Origin of the sequence: Candidatus Liberimonas magnetica (assembly GCA_020523885.1) — a bacterium.
Lineage (GTDB): Bacteria > Elusimicrobiota > Endomicrobiia > Endomicrobiales > JAFGIL01 > Liberimonas > Liberimonas magnetica.
Map to the genome: position 1 here is coordinate 54,795 of JAJAPY010000005.1, position 17,615 is coordinate 72,409.

General features: G+C 33.1%; 15 protein-coding genes. All 15 read right to left on the bottom strand.

Annotated elements, in window-relative coordinates; genetic code table 11:
• Positions 1–46: 46 nt before the first annotated feature.
• The 15 genes from LHV68_05245 to LHV68_05315 all read right to left on the bottom strand — a co-directional run bounded on the left by LHV68_05245 (position 47) and on the right by LHV68_05315 (position 17,553).
• A complete protein-coding gene (locus LHV68_05245) occupies positions 47–1,321 on the bottom strand; it encodes a hypothetical protein (GenBank protein MCB4791275.1) in 1,275 nt (424 codons plus the stop codon).
• Positions 1,322–1,532: 211 nt separating this feature from the next.
• The gene (locus tag LHV68_05250) at positions 1,533–2,783 is read right to left on the bottom strand and encodes a hypothetical protein (GenBank protein MCB4791276.1); all 1,251 of its coding nucleotides are present in this window, start codon (positions 2,781–2,783) and stop codon (positions 1,533–1,535) included.
• A 10-nt stretch (positions 2,784–2,793) separates the two neighbouring features.
• Positions 2,794–3,750 (bottom strand): hypothetical protein, encoded by a 957-nt coding sequence (locus tag LHV68_05255; GenBank protein ID MCB4791277.1) that lies wholly within the window; start codon positions 3,748–3,750, stop codon positions 2,794–2,796.
• Positions 3,751–4,073: 323 nt separating this feature from the next.
• Positions 4,074–4,667, bottom strand: a complete 594-nt coding sequence (locus LHV68_05260) for a transporter (GenBank protein ID MCB4791278.1) — start codon at positions 4,665–4,667, stop codon at positions 4,074–4,076.
• Positions 4,654–5,901, bottom strand: a complete 1,248-nt coding sequence (locus tag LHV68_05265) for an MBL fold metallo-hydrolase (protein ID MCB4791279.1) — start codon at positions 5,899–5,901, stop codon at positions 4,654–4,656. The genes LHV68_05260 and LHV68_05265 overlap by 14 nt, the downstream gene beginning before the upstream one ends.
• A 370-nt stretch (positions 5,902–6,271) precedes the next feature.
• Positions 6,272–7,252: an RES family NAD+ phosphorylase gene (locus LHV68_05270; protein MCB4791280.1), complete on the bottom strand. Its 981-nt coding sequence runs from the start codon at positions 7,250–7,252 to the stop codon at positions 6,272–6,274.
• Between the two features lie 149 nt (positions 7,253–7,401).
• Positions 7,402–8,190 (bottom strand): TIGR02391 family protein, encoded by a 789-nt coding sequence (locus LHV68_05275; protein ID MCB4791281.1) that lies wholly within the window; start codon positions 8,188–8,190, stop codon positions 7,402–7,404.
• A gap of 119 nt (positions 8,191–8,309) precedes the next feature.
• Positions 8,310–8,762, bottom strand: a complete 453-nt coding sequence (locus tag LHV68_05280) for a hypothetical protein (protein ID MCB4791282.1) — start codon at positions 8,760–8,762, stop codon at positions 8,310–8,312.
• 225 nt (positions 8,763–8,987) lie between these two features.
• Positions 8,988–9,842, bottom strand: a complete 855-nt coding sequence (locus LHV68_05285) for a hypothetical protein (protein ID MCB4791283.1) — start codon at positions 9,840–9,842, stop codon at positions 8,988–8,990.
• Positions 9,843–9,901: 59 nt separating this feature from the next.
• Positions 9,902–10,468, bottom strand: coding sequence for a hypothetical protein (locus LHV68_05290; protein MCB4791284.1), 567 nt, complete (start codon positions 10,466–10,468; stop codon positions 9,902–9,904).
• A gap of 216 nt (positions 10,469–10,684) precedes the next feature.
• Positions 10,685–12,040, bottom strand: a complete 1,356-nt coding sequence (locus LHV68_05295; protein ID MCB4791285.1) for a PorV/PorQ family protein — start codon at positions 12,038–12,040, stop codon at positions 10,685–10,687.
• Between the two features lie 7 nt (positions 12,041–12,047).
• The gene (locus LHV68_05300) at positions 12,048–15,788 is read right to left on the bottom strand and encodes a carboxypeptidase regulatory-like domain-containing protein (GenBank protein MCB4791286.1); all 3,741 of its coding nucleotides are present in this window, start codon (positions 15,786–15,788) and stop codon (positions 12,048–12,050) included.
• Positions 15,789–15,901: 113 nt separating this feature from the next.
• On the bottom strand, positions 15,902–16,264 hold the full coding sequence (locus LHV68_05305) for a tetratricopeptide repeat protein (GenBank protein MCB4791287.1): 363 nt from the start codon (positions 16,262–16,264) through the stop codon (positions 15,902–15,904).
• A 73-nt stretch (positions 16,265–16,337) separates the two neighbouring features.
• A complete protein-coding gene (locus LHV68_05310) occupies positions 16,338–16,793 on the bottom strand; it encodes a hypothetical protein (GenBank protein ID MCB4791288.1) in 456 nt (151 codons plus the stop codon).
• 43 nt (positions 16,794–16,836) lie between these two features.
• Positions 16,837–17,553: a hypothetical protein gene (locus LHV68_05315; GenBank protein MCB4791289.1), complete on the bottom strand. Its 717-nt coding sequence runs from the start codon at positions 17,551–17,553 to the stop codon at positions 16,837–16,839.
• Positions 17,554–17,615: the final 62 nt, after the last annotated feature.

The window sequence follows — 17,615 nt, forward strand, 5'->3', positions numbered from 1 at the left end:
TTTTAAAGAAGAAACTTTACAAGTATTTTTAAGGCTTTAAAAGCGGTTATTGAAATTGGATAAAAATATGGTTAAAAATACTTATAATATCTTCCCAATCTTCGGGTGTTGTAACTCCTGACTGTTCAGATTTTCTTATCTTATTGGAAAATACTTCTTGTAATTCTCTTTTTTTTAATATTTCACCTTGATAACGGTTTAACTTTTCATCGAAACCTTTCCATTGAATTGGTACATAATCTTCAGAATCAAGAGATAATACGTCTTTTCCAAAATACAATTCAATACTACATGCTAAACCATTAATGTTTTGTTTAATTAATCCATTTGGACCAATTGTAGGATATGAATTAGCTAATTCTATATCAGGATAAGTTGTTAATTTGATATTATTAGGAAGCTTTGTTTCCTTTAATCCGCTTATTGCTGAAAATGCTGCTGTATCATTATCAAACAATGCTATTATTCTATTCTCAATGCCAGCCGCAGCAAAGAACTTGATTGCGTTAACTAAATGACCTGTTCCTCCCGGATTGCCAAACGTGAAGTCAAGAAATGAGTAATAATTATATAAGTTGGGGTACAATAATTTTAATGCTTTTTCTAAAATGTGTGCGTCTGATTTCCCTTCAGTCAAAACTATTATTTTTGAATTAATAGCATATCCGCCATTCAAAGCATCTCTTGCATTGTTAGACACTTCATCATCGGCATTGTAATAACCTGCATTTGTAACTTCTGTTAAATCTAACGTAACATGAGAACTAGGAGGAATAATGGATAGCATCGCTCGTAATAAATATCGAAAATCAGAACAAGGAAATCCATAAAAAGTATCATCATTATCACAAATATATTTTAATAATTCTGAACAATTATCAAGAGATTTTAATTTAGAAATTGGATATACCCCTTCTTTAAAAATAATTTTGAATTCAGTGATAAAATCATCATAATTGTTTTTTTCAAGAACTCTTAATTCGTTTGAGAAGTATCTATCTTCATCTAAGTATTCTTTTAAATTCATTATTTTGTCAGCTTTACTTTCTTCGAAATCTTGTTTTGTTTTCAATAAATTAAATCCCATTAGATCCAGGCGTTGACAAATACAAGAAGCCTCTGCTGAATATTCTATTCTAGTTTCTTCCTCTTTAGAATCAGCTAAATCTTTACCCCATACAAGTTCGTTTCTTTCAGAAACATTTGCCAAACGCACTTTTTTATCCATTTCTTGGTAAATCGTCATTATTTCATCACTTACGTAGCTTTTCATGCTAATTATAGGATACCCGTTTAAGCTTAAATCCCAATAACTTCCCATGTTTTACACCTACTTTCTAAATTTTTAAGTTTTATCTGAATAAAACAGAAACTTTGTCTAAATTTAGTGAGTACATAAACTATTTGGAGGATCAAACACTGACGCCATATCATTTTTTTTGTAATTTTTACTGAAATTTTCTTTACTTCTTCCATTATCTCTAGCCTTGTTGTTATGCCTTTACGCTCATGTATGCCGCATATGCTAATACCTAATCATTTTTAACACACTCCTCTGCCTTGTCAATAATTCTTCGTGCTCTACCAAGTAATCCTTCATGTGTTTGCCAGTCACAAATACCAAGTGTAAGAATCCCATCATCATCATCCTTCTTTCTTGGTATCATAACTATCTCATATCTTTCCAATTGATATTTTATTGTTTTTGGAATTTGACACAAGTTTTTTTCAACTAACGAATCAAATCCAAGGGGAGGACTAAAAATCTCGTGAAATATCGGCACTATTATACGCATTAAATTGTCTAAATCTTTAAAAACATCTTTTGATTTTGTTTTTGTTGGCCTGTAAACAACTTCTATAGCAACGGGAAAATATAATTTATCTAGAAAAGGATTTTTGTTTTTGAATTCATTAAATTGTTTCCTTATGTTGTTTTTAAAATTATTTAAATAATCATGTTCAAATGTTACGTTAGGTAATTTAATTTTTACGAGATTCTTAATACTAAATTCAGCATTCTGCTTTCTAAATTCATTTAATTTATTTAATAGCTCATCTTTGTGATTTCTATTACGTTTCAACAATTCGTACACACTTGCAATGTCTTGTTTAGAATGTTTCAGTATGGACTTTTGAATATCCATTTTGTACAACCTTAGCATATTGTTATAAGATTTTCCCCCAATATTTTTTAGTATCAACTCTTTTTCTTTTACATGATCGCGATATCGTTCTACGAGATCAGATAAGTCATCTCCTTCATAATCTTCACATTTTCTTTCAAGCTCATTTTTATCAACGTCTTCCAATCTGCCATATAACGCATCTACTGCAAGCCTCATTGACTCTTTTAAACATTGCATTTTGTATATTTGAAATGTTATTTTTGGATTTTGATTATTTACACTATAATATATGCATAAATGAGATATTTGATTATCATCTTCTAATATTAGGTCGTCTTTACTTATATTTTTATTAACTGGTTTATATAGTAAGTCTATGTAATTTTTTGCAACAGTGTGTATGTGTGGTGGAGTTTTGCCACACGCTTCTATGTACATTTCTACCCCCACATTACCTACAAATGGCGTTTTTTCTTTCATTTCCTTTATTTTCTTTACTAGCTCCAATTGAAACGCATATTTAATAGCATCTTTCATTGTATTTTTTGAATGTGGTGCTCCTGGATATACAAAGTATACCCAATTACGATAAAACATACGTTGATATTTACCATTTCTCATTTTGAAGGTTTTGAATATATTTTTTGTATACATATCCCTGCACCTATCTCTCAATTATGTTTATTGTCGCTTTTAGTCTTTTTACAAGTTTATCTTTTAAATCATCAGGCGTGTTATAAAATATTGTGTTTATTTGGTTTAAGTCAAAGTGTAGTTCTTTTCTAAAATCTTCCCTACACAGCTGTATTACTTCAATATTAAGTCCTCTCGCAAAACCTGCCTCAAAATAAACACCACCTCTATTATGTGTGAAGTCGGCAATTAATATTTTACTTTTCTTAATTTCTGACAAAATCTCTACCGGTATATGGTTATTATGTTCCTTCAAATCTATTTTCATAGGATCTAACTTTACTGATTCATCTATAATAGCAGGAAGAATACCATTTTCCCAAATAGGGATCATATCTTTATCGAAAAACATGGCAACAAAACACTGATTACCAAAAGGTTTTATCTTACGAAGTTCATCAACATGTTCCCATCCTTTAAGAGTTAGAACATGAAGCATCCCAATTTCCTTATCCATTTCATCAAGACCTGTAGGGACACTGATATATCCTAATTTTTTCGCAGCCTCACATAATCCATTCATTTCATTAGGATTCTTTGCAAAACAAACAGGATATTGATTATCTGAACTAAATAAAACAGGAGCATCAAAATGATCGGATTCTTTATAAAAGTGATTTAAAAGCATGTCAATTTTCTCTAATGGGGTTTGAGGTATTTTAATCTGAGAAAGAGTTAAATTGGTTTTATCAAAATTACAAATATCCAAAGGTTCCATATCATTATCTTTTAAATATCTAGCTAATCCGGACAATATCCATTTTCCAGGCAGTACTTTTTTCTGTATTGCATCTTCTATAGTAAAATAGTTTAACCCAATGACATAATCCCCACATATTTGGCACTCTTTTCTAAGCAGTGTTATTCCTGGACGCAAATCTATGGTTTTACACTCATTTCCACACAATAGACAATTAAAATCCTGCATTTTATCTCCTTCTCAAGCAATATATGATATCTTCAATAATGACTGCTTAAATTTAGTATTTTACTGATTTAACTTTCTGTCATTTGTAGAGTCAAACACTGACGCCATATCAATTTATTTGACCTAGTTTCAGCGTTTGCTACCTTTAACCGGATTAGATTGGGGCTTCTCTTTTTGTATTGAACTATCTCCCAGAAGCATATCAAATATTAAATCAAGTCTCTCCTTGGCTTCCCGGTCACTACAAGACTTAATAAATTCTACCTTCTCTATAATAAGCTCTCTATTCTTTTTTATTTTAACCATATTATTTGTGCCATGAATTACTTACTACTATTTAACCGTTTCACAGGTTTCTTTAAAATGGTCTTGCTTTTAGGAGTAGTAACTTTAACTGGTTCAGGATTATCAATCTTTGCTTCAATTTTCTTTACTTCTTTAGCTTTATTGTGACTAAACGGATATACAGTCAACCAAATATTAAATGTATATTCCGGGCCTGATAGTGAAGCATTGCCAGATTCAACACTTATTATGCTGTATCCAAGATCAGTAGAGATAGATATTTTCTTGTTCAGCGAATATGCAGCCCCTAAAAAAGGTGTTATTGCTGAACCTGTTCCAGTTATACCTTCACAGTCGAATGAAAAAGAACCATAATCTAATCCGGCAAATATACTATATGGGTTCTTTTGCATGAGATCATAGCTTCCGCGAAAGTTTACAAGCTTCACTTCTGGATCTAATGAGTATCTTAATTCCAATCCAGTTCTTGAAAATAGGTTATACTGGAGACCTATCCACGGATTTCCCAGAGTGATTCCTAATTTCTCAATAGAATCATTAGCTAATATATTTGAACCTATGCAAAGCATGAAAGATGCAGTAAAAAGTATTTTATATCTATTTAAGAGCATCTTTATACCTTTTTAACTCTTTAATTTTCTTTTTAATACCAGACGTTCCGCCAAAGCCTAACTCAGCTGGTTTTACATAATCATTTGCCTTAACATTTGTATTTGTTCCTGTATTTGAGCTAGTGGATGCTGCATTTGTAGTTGCTGTAGCAGTGTTTGACTGTGTACTTATGTTCCCGGCTGCATCATAGGCCTTCACTGTATAGCTGTAGGGGGTTGAAGGGGTAAGTCCAGTGTCTAAGTAGGTTAAACTAGTTGTAGATGCCAAATAAGAGCCATCACGGATGATCTGATAGCCTGTAACACCTACATTATCTGTTGAAGCCGCCCAGGTTAGACTAATAGAGGTAGATGAAACAGCAATAGCGGCTAGGTTTGATGGAGTACTGGGGTCGGTCGTATCACTCGCGGGAACAGAGCTAATTACATATGACATTGTGCCACTGGTATCTGTTCTGTATATAGTTGCTCCCGCTGCTTGAAGTCTGCTTACTGTTCCTGAATCTGGATGTCCATAAGAATTGCCCGCACCTACTTCTATATAGGCCCGGGTAGGCTTTACTTTATCCAGAAACGCTGTACTTGAGCCATAAGCACTGCCATGATGAGGTACTTTGAGTACCTTAGCAGCTAGGTTATTGCCATAGGTTGATACAAGTGTCGCTTCAACATTCGTATCTATATCACCGGCAAATAGTATCGATTCGCCGTTGTAGGTCATTTTTAGGACAATAGAGTTTTGATTTATTGTAGTACCATCCGAACTGGAGGTTGTACTAGGGCAGGCATTTAATACTTTTACTGTAACGCTTGAATCCCAGATAAGCAGATCATTTGCTGAAGGATAAACGATAGTACATCCTGGCTCACTTGCTGATTTTGTACGGGTAGTCTCATCACCAACTGCCCCACTATTGTTCATCTTTGTATCATAGAAGTTATTGACCTGGCAATTGTCAAAAACCCACTGAAGACCTTTATAGTGATCATCGTGAGGATGCGTTAAAACTACATAATCAATAGTAGTTACATTGTGTGCGTTTAAGAAAGAGGCTGTATTAGATGATGTAGCACTTGAGGGCCCGCCGTCAATAAGAACGTTCTTGCCGTTGGGTAGAACTATGTATTCTGAGTCTCCTTGACCTACATCAATAAAATAGACAGTCATATCGGCATATAATTCACTTATTGAAAAGACAACAATAAAACTGATCAACAATAATACTTTTTTCATGTTTTCCCTTACATATAGCTATTTAGACAAAATAAACTTCATCTATTTTGGAAAGCGATCCAATAATCATTGTGCTGACATTTAAAATCTGGCCTATTTTAAAAACTATTGAATTATCTGTTTTCTTTTTTTGCTTTTTTTATAAGCCTTTTCTCTTTCAATGTTTTTTCGGCAATCTTTTTTACTTCTTTTCTTGCCTTTTGGTCTTTACCCATGGTTTTTCTCCTTTACTTTATTTTAAGCCTAATACTAAATATTGTTTTTAATTATTCAAGTCTTAACATAAAATATGACTAAATTTAAAATGATGTTAATCAGATTAGATCTGACCATTTTTTCTTTCAAGATAACAGCTTATTTACAGCACCTTTTATTTCGAGTTTCGAAAAGGCCAGTCAGTAACTTCAAAATCAGTGTTATTTTTTAGTTCATAAATGTATGGTTCATCAATAAACTTATACTTAATCAGTTTTGGCTCAAATAGAACCATATTATTATAATAATGATGTTTACTTTGGAATATGATTCCTTGATAACCATTCATTTTTGCAACGTCTGCAATATATCTTGTTATAAAATACTCTGGTTTCCAGTTTTTCTTTCTATCAACATCCTTTTGAAATAAATCAGACAGAATCAACCCCATAGGTATCACAGGTAATCCCCGATCTTCTCCTTCCCACCAATCTCTTAAATCTAATATATTACTTGCCTTTTCAATAAGTATTTTTTGCATATTAACAAACACTTCTTCGTTATCCAATATTTCCTTTGCTGCTGCTTCCGGTTGACTTGATAAATAAAAATGACTTTGACCAAAATGATTATATCTGCCTTCAAATATAGGATTTTCTAATGGGTTCGGTGGATCCATATCTTTTTTTGTTAATTTTCGACCTGACACTATTTTCCTTGCTCGGCACCATTCTTCATTAATTATTTCTGTTGTTGGAAAAAGTTTAATGTTCTCACATATTATTTTACCAATCTTGTGTTGCCCTCCCAAGAAAGGATACTTTTCTAAATACAATAAAAAGTCACGAAAACGTTTTTCATAGTACTTTCGCCACTTTGCTAGTTTATCATGAAATTCTCTTTCTGCTTTTGTCATCAAACCAATCTCTATGCCTCGACTTAATTGTGTTCCACAATTATTACAAACCAACTTATCAGCCAAATCATTTCTTAAGTTATCAGGCACATCGTAATCACAAAACAATTCTTCCAAATCAGTTCTATCACCAAGAACCCAAACCCATTCTCCACTATCGCGGGCTTGGCAATTTAAACAATACTCTATTTGAGGTTGCACTATTTTACGATATTTTTCTATTTTATTATCTTTATTCATAAAACTCTATCCATTAAATAAATTACATCTACAAGGATTGTTTTTATAACATTTTGGAGGTTGTTAGGCAACAAAGTACGTTTTGTTCCCCATATTTTGAGACATATCTGAAGACTTATTCTTTAAGGATGCGACAAAGTTAAAATATGTCATATTCTTTCATCAAATTTGGAATACAACAGACTTGCAAAAAAAAGGAAATGAATTGCTCTTTCTTTTGTAATATTTACAATTTCGTGTGCTTTTGGATTCCTTATAGCAGTCATAGCTCCTGCAAATATCTCCATATATCCTTGTTGAATATTTTTCCCAGTTTCAGTAGATAAATCATCTAAAGTTATGATAGGGTTGTTAGGTGAAAACGCTTTATGCATGAGGTCCGAACCATCTAATTCTTTTCCTGTCTTCTTTTTTACTACATCCTTAATCTTATTGTTTAAATCTTTCAATATGGTTTCTACCGCATCTGCATAATGTTTACTTTCAAAACGACTTTTTGCATTTGTTATTACTGAAGGATGTAACAAATCCCAGAAAGAAATTTCCTTATCTTTAGATTCAAAACTAATATATTCTTCCTTTTCCTTTAGTCTTTCGATGAGACCTTCCAACATTGATATTGTTTGAGGTATACCATCAACAAATCTTCTATGTCGTTCATAATCAGGCAGATTAAAAGCAACCCCACCATGCCAAATTGCATGATATTGATGTTTTTTGAATTCAGGAGAATTCGTGCCAAATATTTCACGAATAGTTTCCCTAATATTCAACTCGATAGTTTCAATTGTTGCATCTGAATGCTTCGTGTTTTTTGAATCAATAGATTTTACATCATTAATTCTTTTATTCAATTTACTTATTCCAACATCTATCTCTGTTTTCGTAAATTCCTTAATTTCAATGATTTCTCCTTCAACTTTTCTTTTCTGCGTCATTATTATCTCCTTAAAAATATATGCTATATATTAGTGTGATTTAGGGATGACCTTAAACTATTAAGTTAAACTTTAAGACATATTTCCGTTTAAGTCATAATGGTATCGTATGACATATTCTATTTGTCTTTGCTATACCTTTTAACCGCTAAATCCCTAATTCCATCTCTTAAAATGTCCTTTATCATGCCTTCCCAGCCCTTATTATCACACATTCCAAAGTAAGAGTACTGCCAGTATTCCTTTGTATAAAGGCTATCTCCGAGATCTTTGTCAAACCCAAAACCTATTAACCTAAGATAGAACTGGCAAGCAAATATACCTTGAAGCTCTTTTGCCCGCTTTATATTGACCGAGAGTGTATATTTGCTGTCTTTGCTTATTTTCAGCTCAGGGATGCTTGTCTTTAAGATAGATTGTATCTCTTTTTCTATCTTTTCGCTATTTCCTTCCCAGGATGTGTCAATATGCAGTTTTACGTCTTTAATAAGATAAAGTTTTACTCCCTTATCTTCCGCGGATACGTTACTTATTAATACGAAGCTTAACAAAATAAAGGCTAATCTTTTCATTGTCATAAGATAAAACTATTATTTTCTAAAACACCGTTATCCTAAATCTCTTAAATTTTGAGTTGCTTTCTTAAGCCCTAACCCAGAAGCTTTTTTAAAGTTCTCTCCCTTTGATTTCAATGCCTTCATATACAACCCTTCAACAGACGTGCTACTATGCACATTTATACAACAAATAACAAGAGCAATCACTATTAAATCGATTTTCTTCATATTAAATATGTACTATTTTCCTATTTTATTCATTTTACTCAACGTTTTGTTTGTTTCTTCAATATTTGAGTTTAATGTTTCAATGTGTTCCTTAAAAATAGATGGATCTGTTTTTAGTACCGCTAGTTCCATTTTGTATAATGCTATTGCGTCATGAAGGTATTTTGTATTATTTTTAAGTACAGAAAGCTCACGAAAAGCAAATGCCGAATTATTTAATGCAAGGCAGTATATGGTCGGATCTTTGCTGAATTTTAAGTTCTTAGCTGCATTACTGTATGCTTGAATTGCCAGCAACAAATTTTGTTCTTTATCCTTGTATTTGGCAAGTGTATTGTATACAGTCCCAATATTGATTAAAAGTTCTCCAGATTTTTGTTGATTTTTGTTTTTATCTGCATATTCATATGCTTCTGAATAAGCTTTTATTGATTCTTCAATGTTTTTATCTCTATCTTTTAATTCAGCTAAGCGTTTATAAGTAATACCTAATTCATTTTGTATTGATGCAAAGTTTTCAGGATAATTCTTTTTGGTATAAAATTTAATTGCTTCACCATAAGCCTCAATAGCTTTTTCTAAGTGGCTTGCATCGGCATTCTTAATTCCGATATTAAGATGAGATTCTCCGAGCCCGAATACCACGGCTCCAATATGAGACATGTCTTTATGTGAACGCATCCGTTCAAACAGCCTACCATATATTTGTATTGCTTCTTCATTTTGTTCCTTATTCCTTAAATTTTCTGCAATTGTAAGTTTTTCCTTAACTTCTTCTTTGAATGTCTGGTTTCTATATTTATTATAAAAAAACCAACTTGTAGTAATAATAAAAATAAGTAAGATGATAGTTTTACTGATTTTCATAGAATATCTCATTTATTTTTACCTGGCAAAGCAAAAACATTTTATTATTTATAAAATTATTAAATAAAAATAGTATTTACCCATAACTTGTCAACATATTTGCCAATTTCCTTGTAATTTGCAGCTTCTCTCATATCCTTAAAATTCTTTTCTATTTCAACGATATACAATGATCTATTGCGTGCAAATATAGCAGAATATCTTATACCAGGTTTATCATTTGTTTCTTTATCTAACAAAATTGATATTTCCATTATGCATTTCTTAGTAAAAGGCGTTTCACACAGTTTACATTTTCTCCCTTGCTGTATTCCCTGTTGATAAAGATGGTCAATATAATTATCTTCGCTAACATTATCATTTATCTTACCAAAAACGAATTTGTACATAACACCTTCATTATCATTAAAAGAAATTGTGCTAAAGTTATTTTCTTTTATATCCTCTTTAAGAGTATTAACATCTCCAAGGTTATTTATTTTTATCCTAAAAGATTTATACATGTCAGTATACCATTGTCCATCATACTGACCTTTAAGAGTTAATGAATTTCTCTTTAGTTTTAAAAATACTAGAGATAAGCCTATCACAATAAATATACATAAGGCAATTTTCGTTTTTTTCACAATATATCCTTTTAAATTATAATATATAACTTCGTCTGGATTAGCACAGCCATAGAGCTGTGTGCTTCTTAAATTTTAATCCAACCCAATATCTTTTTGCAATAATATTAAATTTCATACATTTTGGATTAATATTTTCCCCGTTAAATTTAACATCTTTAAGGTTAAGATTTTTAACAGGTATGTATCCTAAGTGAAATGGTTGGTTTTAAGGATTTATTTAATTAGTTTTTGTACGATTGTTTTACAAGCATCTTTTAATTCGTCAGCAGTCATTGCTTTCTGGTCTATTGATTTTATCACCTTTCCTGTTTCAACATCTACCAAAGAAACTGTAATATAATAAGTTTCTAGCAGTTTAGATAAAGAACCTATTAATACAAGCTGTACATTAAGAACTTTTCCCATTTTAACCGCACATTCCTGACTTGTACAGCCAGACAATTGGAACTTCTGTTCTGCGAGAATCATTTCCATATTTGCTCGTTCAAGAATATTAAAATATTCACTACTTACCATTTCCGTTCTAATAAAATCAGTAACTATTGAAGCGTCCGCTGCTGAAGCATTTTTTCCTAAAAATTCTGAAATAGCTGTGTTTTTACCTTTTAATTCCAGCTTTGATTTAACAAGTTCTTTTTTGGGTTTAATTGGCTCTTCTTTGGGCTTTGGCAATTCTTCCTTTTTTCCTTTTTCCCTACCAAAATTATAATTTAGTCCTAATGTTTGAGCAGTACCTAAGTCGCTATAACTTGAAGCTGCATAATCTATATCAAACCTACCCATTTTTATTCCCAAACCATAAGCTAAACCGCCAAATGTATCTTGCAACCTATATCCACATCTTACAAATAAAATGTTCGATATCAAGAATTCTCCACCTAAGTTATAAAAACTTTTATTTATTGTAAGTTGGGAATTATAATCAAAAAGAAGGTTTAGGTCTTTATACTTATAGCAAAGTCCATATTTTAAGGTCCTGGGAAGATCATAGTCCCCAAGTTTTCCTGTCATATTTAATTCAGAAATACCTAAACTTAAATTATTTAACCTATAAATAGCACCAGCATCAAAAGTAGTGACATCTTTAGAATCAGTATCCAATTCTTCTTTATAATATTTAATTGTCCCGCCGAAAGAAAGTTCTTTTATTCTTACAGCAGCTGAGAAAGGCACAATTGTAGCCTGATACCTAAACTTCCTACCAGTATCATTCCCAAATGAATCATAAATCGGCTCTTCTTTAATTGCAATAAATGAAGGGGAAAGATTAAAACTGAACACTTTACCAGGTATAGCTATCCCTATAGAATTATCTGACATATCCTGTATATAGTTTTGGTATAAAAATGAAACGGTTGGATACTTGATAAAAGAAATCCCTGCTGGGTTATAATAAGCACCGAAAGGATCATCCGCTAAAGCTGTAAAACAATCTCCCATTCCTACTGCCTTTGCTGATGATGGTATCTCAAGAAACATAGCGGCAGATGTATCAGCATAGCAATTAATCTGTATAAATAATAAAAAAAACAGTAAGAATAACATGAATATATATTTTATTATTTTCATTCTATTACTATTTGACTCCTATTTTCCGTGTTTCTGTCCCACCGGGATATTTAAAATATAAAATATATACACCTGAAGATACAGCTTTTCCACTATCATCTTTACCATCCCAGTTCCACTGATAACTGCCTGCTGTATAGCTTACGTTATCAAAGACATTTCTTACCTGTCTACCTTTATAGTCGCATATCTTTATCGTAACACCTCCAGTTTGTGTTACTAAAAATCCTATTTTGCATGTCCCTCCAGTTCTCGGATTAAATAAATTATCACTCAATGTCGTTTGTTTACCGGATTGTTGTTGATTATTCTGAGTTGTTTGAGCAAGAGATATTGATATATATAGATTTGTTGTTTGATTTGCACTTACTGCGACTCCGGTCTGCGTAGTAGTTTGATACCCTGTCTTGGAAACATTGATATCATACGTGCCAGGTGGAAGAGATAAACTGTATGTACCTAAAGAATTCGTCTGATCCATATCAATTAAAGTATTCCCTTGATTGATTCTTATCAATGCATTCTCGACAACAATACCGTTGCATTGAACATTACAGAACAATGTGCCTGTTTGTGTCTGTGTAGCAAGCGAAAAATTTATCGTTGTGGTCTGGTTTGCTGTTACAGAAACATTTCTCTGTGTAGATGTCTGGTAACCTGTTTTTGAAACAGTAAAATCATATGTCCCTGTCCCTATAGTAAGGCTATATTTTCCGGTTGAATCAGTATATACTTCGTTTATAAAACTGCTTCCCTGGTATATCTTTATTGATGCACCAGCTATCAACGTACTGTTGGAATCTGTTACTGTACATGATATGGTTCCAGTTTGAGCCTGTGCAGAAACTTGGATAAGCGAAAAGTTCACTGTCACTGTAGAACCATTTGTTACATTATAACCGGTTTTTATCTGCGACTGGTAACCAGAAGTAGAAGCTTTTACATTATAAGCTCCTGTTCCTACTGTTATTGAATAGTTACCGCTTGAATCTGTCAAAACGCTGGCTTTTGTTACACCAGACTGCATTGCTTCTATTAAAACTCCAGAAATAGTTGTTGTGCCATCCGACTTTGTTACTTTGCCTGAAATTGTCCCTGATTGTGCTTGAGCATTTATTTGAGTTAATTCGAAATTTATTGTTATTGTAGAACCATTGGCTACGCTATATCCTGTCTTGGTTTGGGATTGATATCCAGAAATGGAAGTTTTTACATCATAAGTACCTGTCCCGATTGTTATTGAATAATATCCGCTTGTATCCGTTGTAGTGATAGATTTTACCACGTTAGACTGCAATACTTCAAGAAGGGCTCCGGAAAGAGCGGTTGTGCCGTCACTTTTTGTGACTTTGCCAGAAATATTACCAGTAAATATTGGCGTAAGTTTCCTTATATATCCCCAATAATCATCTATATAAACATTACCGGAAGAATCTATTTCCAATAACTGAACTGTTGATAATGAAGCAGATGTTGCCACCCCTCCGTCTCCAGAATAACCTTGAGTACCATTCCCTGCTATTGTTGAAATTATTCCAGACGAATTAATTTTTCTTATACGATAATTACCTGTATCTGATATATATATATTACCTGAAGCATCTACTCCAACACCCATTGGATTATGAATTTCAGCCGAAGTAGCGGCACCACCATCTCCTGAATATCCAGATGTACTGGTCCCTGCTATTGTGGTTATTATGCCTGACATGTCGATTTTTCTAATTCGGGAATTTCCATAATCAGCCACGTAAACATTACCGGAAATATCAATTGCTAAAGTTATAGGGTTATTAATTTTTGCAGCGGTAGCAAGCCCTTCATCTCCAGAATACCCGGCTGTACCGATCCCTGCTATCGTAGTCATTGTTCCTAATGCATTTATTTTTCTTACTCGATTACCTCCAGACTCAGCTACATAAATGTTGCCAAAAAAATCAACAACCAAACCCCACGGATTATTGAGCCCTGAAATAATTACTGATTTTGTTCCTAATATATCTATTTTTTTTATAGAATCGTCACTAGAATAATAGATATTTCCAGCGGTATCTATATCAAGAGCCATAACTTTATCTTGTTCTATTGTTGTAATAATCCCAGATGTATTAATTTTTCTTATACATTGATTCTGGGTATCAGCAATATAAACATTACCTAATTCATCTACTGCAACCCCGTCAGGATGATTAATCTTCGCAGCAGATGCAGGTCCGCCATCACCTGAATAACCAGCATTCGGTCCACCTCCAATTCCAGCAATAGTAGTAATATTGTATCTGCTAGAAGAAAAGTTAGGGTTCGTAATTAAAGGTCCCGTACCAGTTATAGCTGTCGCCGATGCACCATTTACATCAAAAACTTCGATTTTGTATGTATAGTTACTACTTGCAGAAAGCCTTATAGAACAGGTGTAAATTTTGCCGTCGTTATATGTAGTATCAGTAATGTCGGCTGCTCCCATAACAAAAGGACTTCTGTAAATCTCTGTTCCATTATTATAAATATGAAGTTTAGGGCAGTTTGTTCCAGGTGCTTTATTGCTTTCTTGACTATATTTTACTCTAAAAACAAATGTACTAGTTGATTTACCTATTGAAGGATATAAAAATGAAGATGTATAATTGGCTTCTGAAGTATTTGATAATGTTGGTAACAAAGTCAGTTTTCGTATGCAATGGTTATATCTATCAGAAATATAAACATTACCAGAAACATCAACCGCGACTCCTCCGCCACTATCTTTAATTGAAGCAGAAGTTGCAATGCCCCCATCTCCTGAATAACCCGCTGTTCCGTTCCCGGCTATAGTTGAAATTATATCTGAAGCACTTATTTTCCTAATCCTTGAACCATCATAAATATAAATATTACTTGAAATGTCAATTGCTAGTCCAGTAGGCATATTTAATTTAGCAGAAGTGGCCAGTCCGCCATCCCCTGAAAAACCTGCTGTACCAGTACCTGCTATTGTAGATATTGTTCCTGAAGCATTGATTTTCCTTACAACGCTTGAATGAGTATCATAATCGCTGATATAGACATTACCAGAAGTATCAGCTGCAATCCCAAATGGATAGTAAAATTGAGCAGAAGTGGCAGGACCGCCGTCACCTGTATAACCTTGAGTTCCAGTTCCAGCAAAAGTTGATATTATACCGGAAGTGCTTATTTTTCTTACTCGACTACTGATTGTAGCTTGAGAATAATTAACTCCGTCTGTAATATAGATATTACCTAATGCATCAACTTTTATTCCAACTGGTGAAACAAGTTTAGCAGAAGTTGCAGAACCTCCATCTCCTGAAAAACCTACGATTCCAGTACCTGCTATTGTTGATATTATGCCTAAAGCATTTATTTTTCTTACGCGAACATTATTAAGATCAGTGAAATAAACATTATTTGAAGTATCAACTGTTATCCCATATGGTGAACTAAGTTGAGCAGAAGTTGCAAGTCCTCCGTCTCCAGAGAAACCTGCCGTCCCGGTACCTGCTATTGTAGATATTATACCTGACGAATTTATCTTTCTTATACGTTTATTAGTTTGGTCAGCAATATAAATATTACCTATATTGTCTAATGCTATCTCCCCGGGAGTATTAAGTTGTGCAGAAGTAGCTGCCCCTCCATCACCTGAATAACCAGCTGTTCCGTTTCCGGCAATAGTTGTGATTGTATAATCAGCATATAAACATGCATTAATGCCAATTATAAAAGCAGTTATCAATATTTTGTGTAGCATTTTTCCTTTTATTGTCCTTATTTTATTAATAAGAATTATATAAACCTTGATCTAAATACATTCATTCTATATCATTGAAATACTATATTTTTTTGAAATTTGCAAATTAAACACTACCTCAAATCATTTAAATTTCGTTTAGCTATCTTAAGCCCTAGTCCAGAAGCTTTTCTAAAATTCTCTTTTGCGAGTTGTATTTTGTTTAATTTATAATATGCCAATCCCTTATTATTATAAGCGACTGCAAGCGATGGACTCAGCTTGATGGCTTTATCGTAATCTAGAATAGCCCTATTATAATCATGTTTTTCAGCGTATGTATAACCCCTAAAATTATAATAATCACCTTCATTAGGATTATATTTAATAGCGAGATCGAGATTATTAATGCTTTCATCAAAGTTTTTCTTTGAGAAATAATACTTTCCTGCTGTAAAATATGCTTTAGCGTATAATTTTCCTACTAATTTAATCATCTGTTGTTAATCCCTGAACGGACTTGTCTCCGACCGCAATAATAAAGTAGAGCCTGGAACAAAAATCGGCGGTCTAAGATATATGCTTTTTGTTTCCGCCCTGGCCCATATTCTCATATTTTCTCTTGTTCTCAGCCCAGAGTTTCCTATTTATTTCAGAAATACGTTTCTTAAACTCTTTACTATGCTTCAAACCTAATGCGTTCTTATTGCCTATCCTTTGCTTACTGAGTTTCTTTCGAGTTTCTTCTGTTGCTTTGACTCCTGAATGTACTAACTTCATCTTTAAGATAGATTTTCTTTTATGCTTTCTACCAACCCAGTATTTATTGTCTATCTTATCTTTCCCAATAAGTTTGCGTGTATATTCTGAAGTTGCTTTTGACAGGCCATATTCATTTTTATAGTCTTCTACAGGGTTTATACCATCATACCCGTGTTTGTTTACTAAGTGCCCATTATTTATTGCTTTAAACCGTTTGCTACATATTAAGCATTTTATCGTTCTTTTTGGTTGTTTAGAATTCATGGTCAATATCTACCCGCTTGAGGTATTATCTTAAATTATATTTCTAAAAAATATAGCCTCTTGGTCCTTTTGCTAAGATTATACTGTCATACTCCACACGATCATAACTACCCTTTTCATATACATCAACATGACGATAAATACACTCAAAGCCAAACCCGCTATATGTATAAAAAGTGACCGTTATCTTATTTGCTTCTTCCAAAAAAGAAGGACGCCAATCTGCCGGTTCATTGTCATCAAATTTCCATTCACTAAATACTTTTCTATTAATATTGGCAGAATCTTTCGGTGGAACTTTCCTTGGGTCATCAAAAAGAATAGTTTGAGTATGCCAGTTTAACGCATGCCACCATCTTCCAAATTCTTCAATTTCACGACATAGGATAGAAGCACAAAAATAAGACCATGCACTGTAGTTGCCTTCAAAAGCCCCCATGACCAAAGACAAAGCCTCTTTCGGTCTTCTCACATGTGAAGGTAGGTCAGGAGCATCAACTGGTTCTGGGAAAACAGCCGATTCCGGCATCACATAGACTTTAGAGTGTCCGCCAAGTCTTGGAGTATTATTATAATATGCCCGTAAAACCAAACCTTTTTTAATTTTAAGATCCGGGAATACAGGAAGTAAAACCATTGGATCATGTGGACACTTACTCCACCCTTCGGGTAAGTCTGAGAAATCCAGCGGTTCTAAGACTTCATCTACTTTTATTTTGAGTTCCAGAACCTCGGTTTTGCCAAAATATACGTTATCCATCTAAGTCACCTCAAAGGCAAATACTATTGTTGCCCAAGTTGTTTTTATGGATCATATTGTAT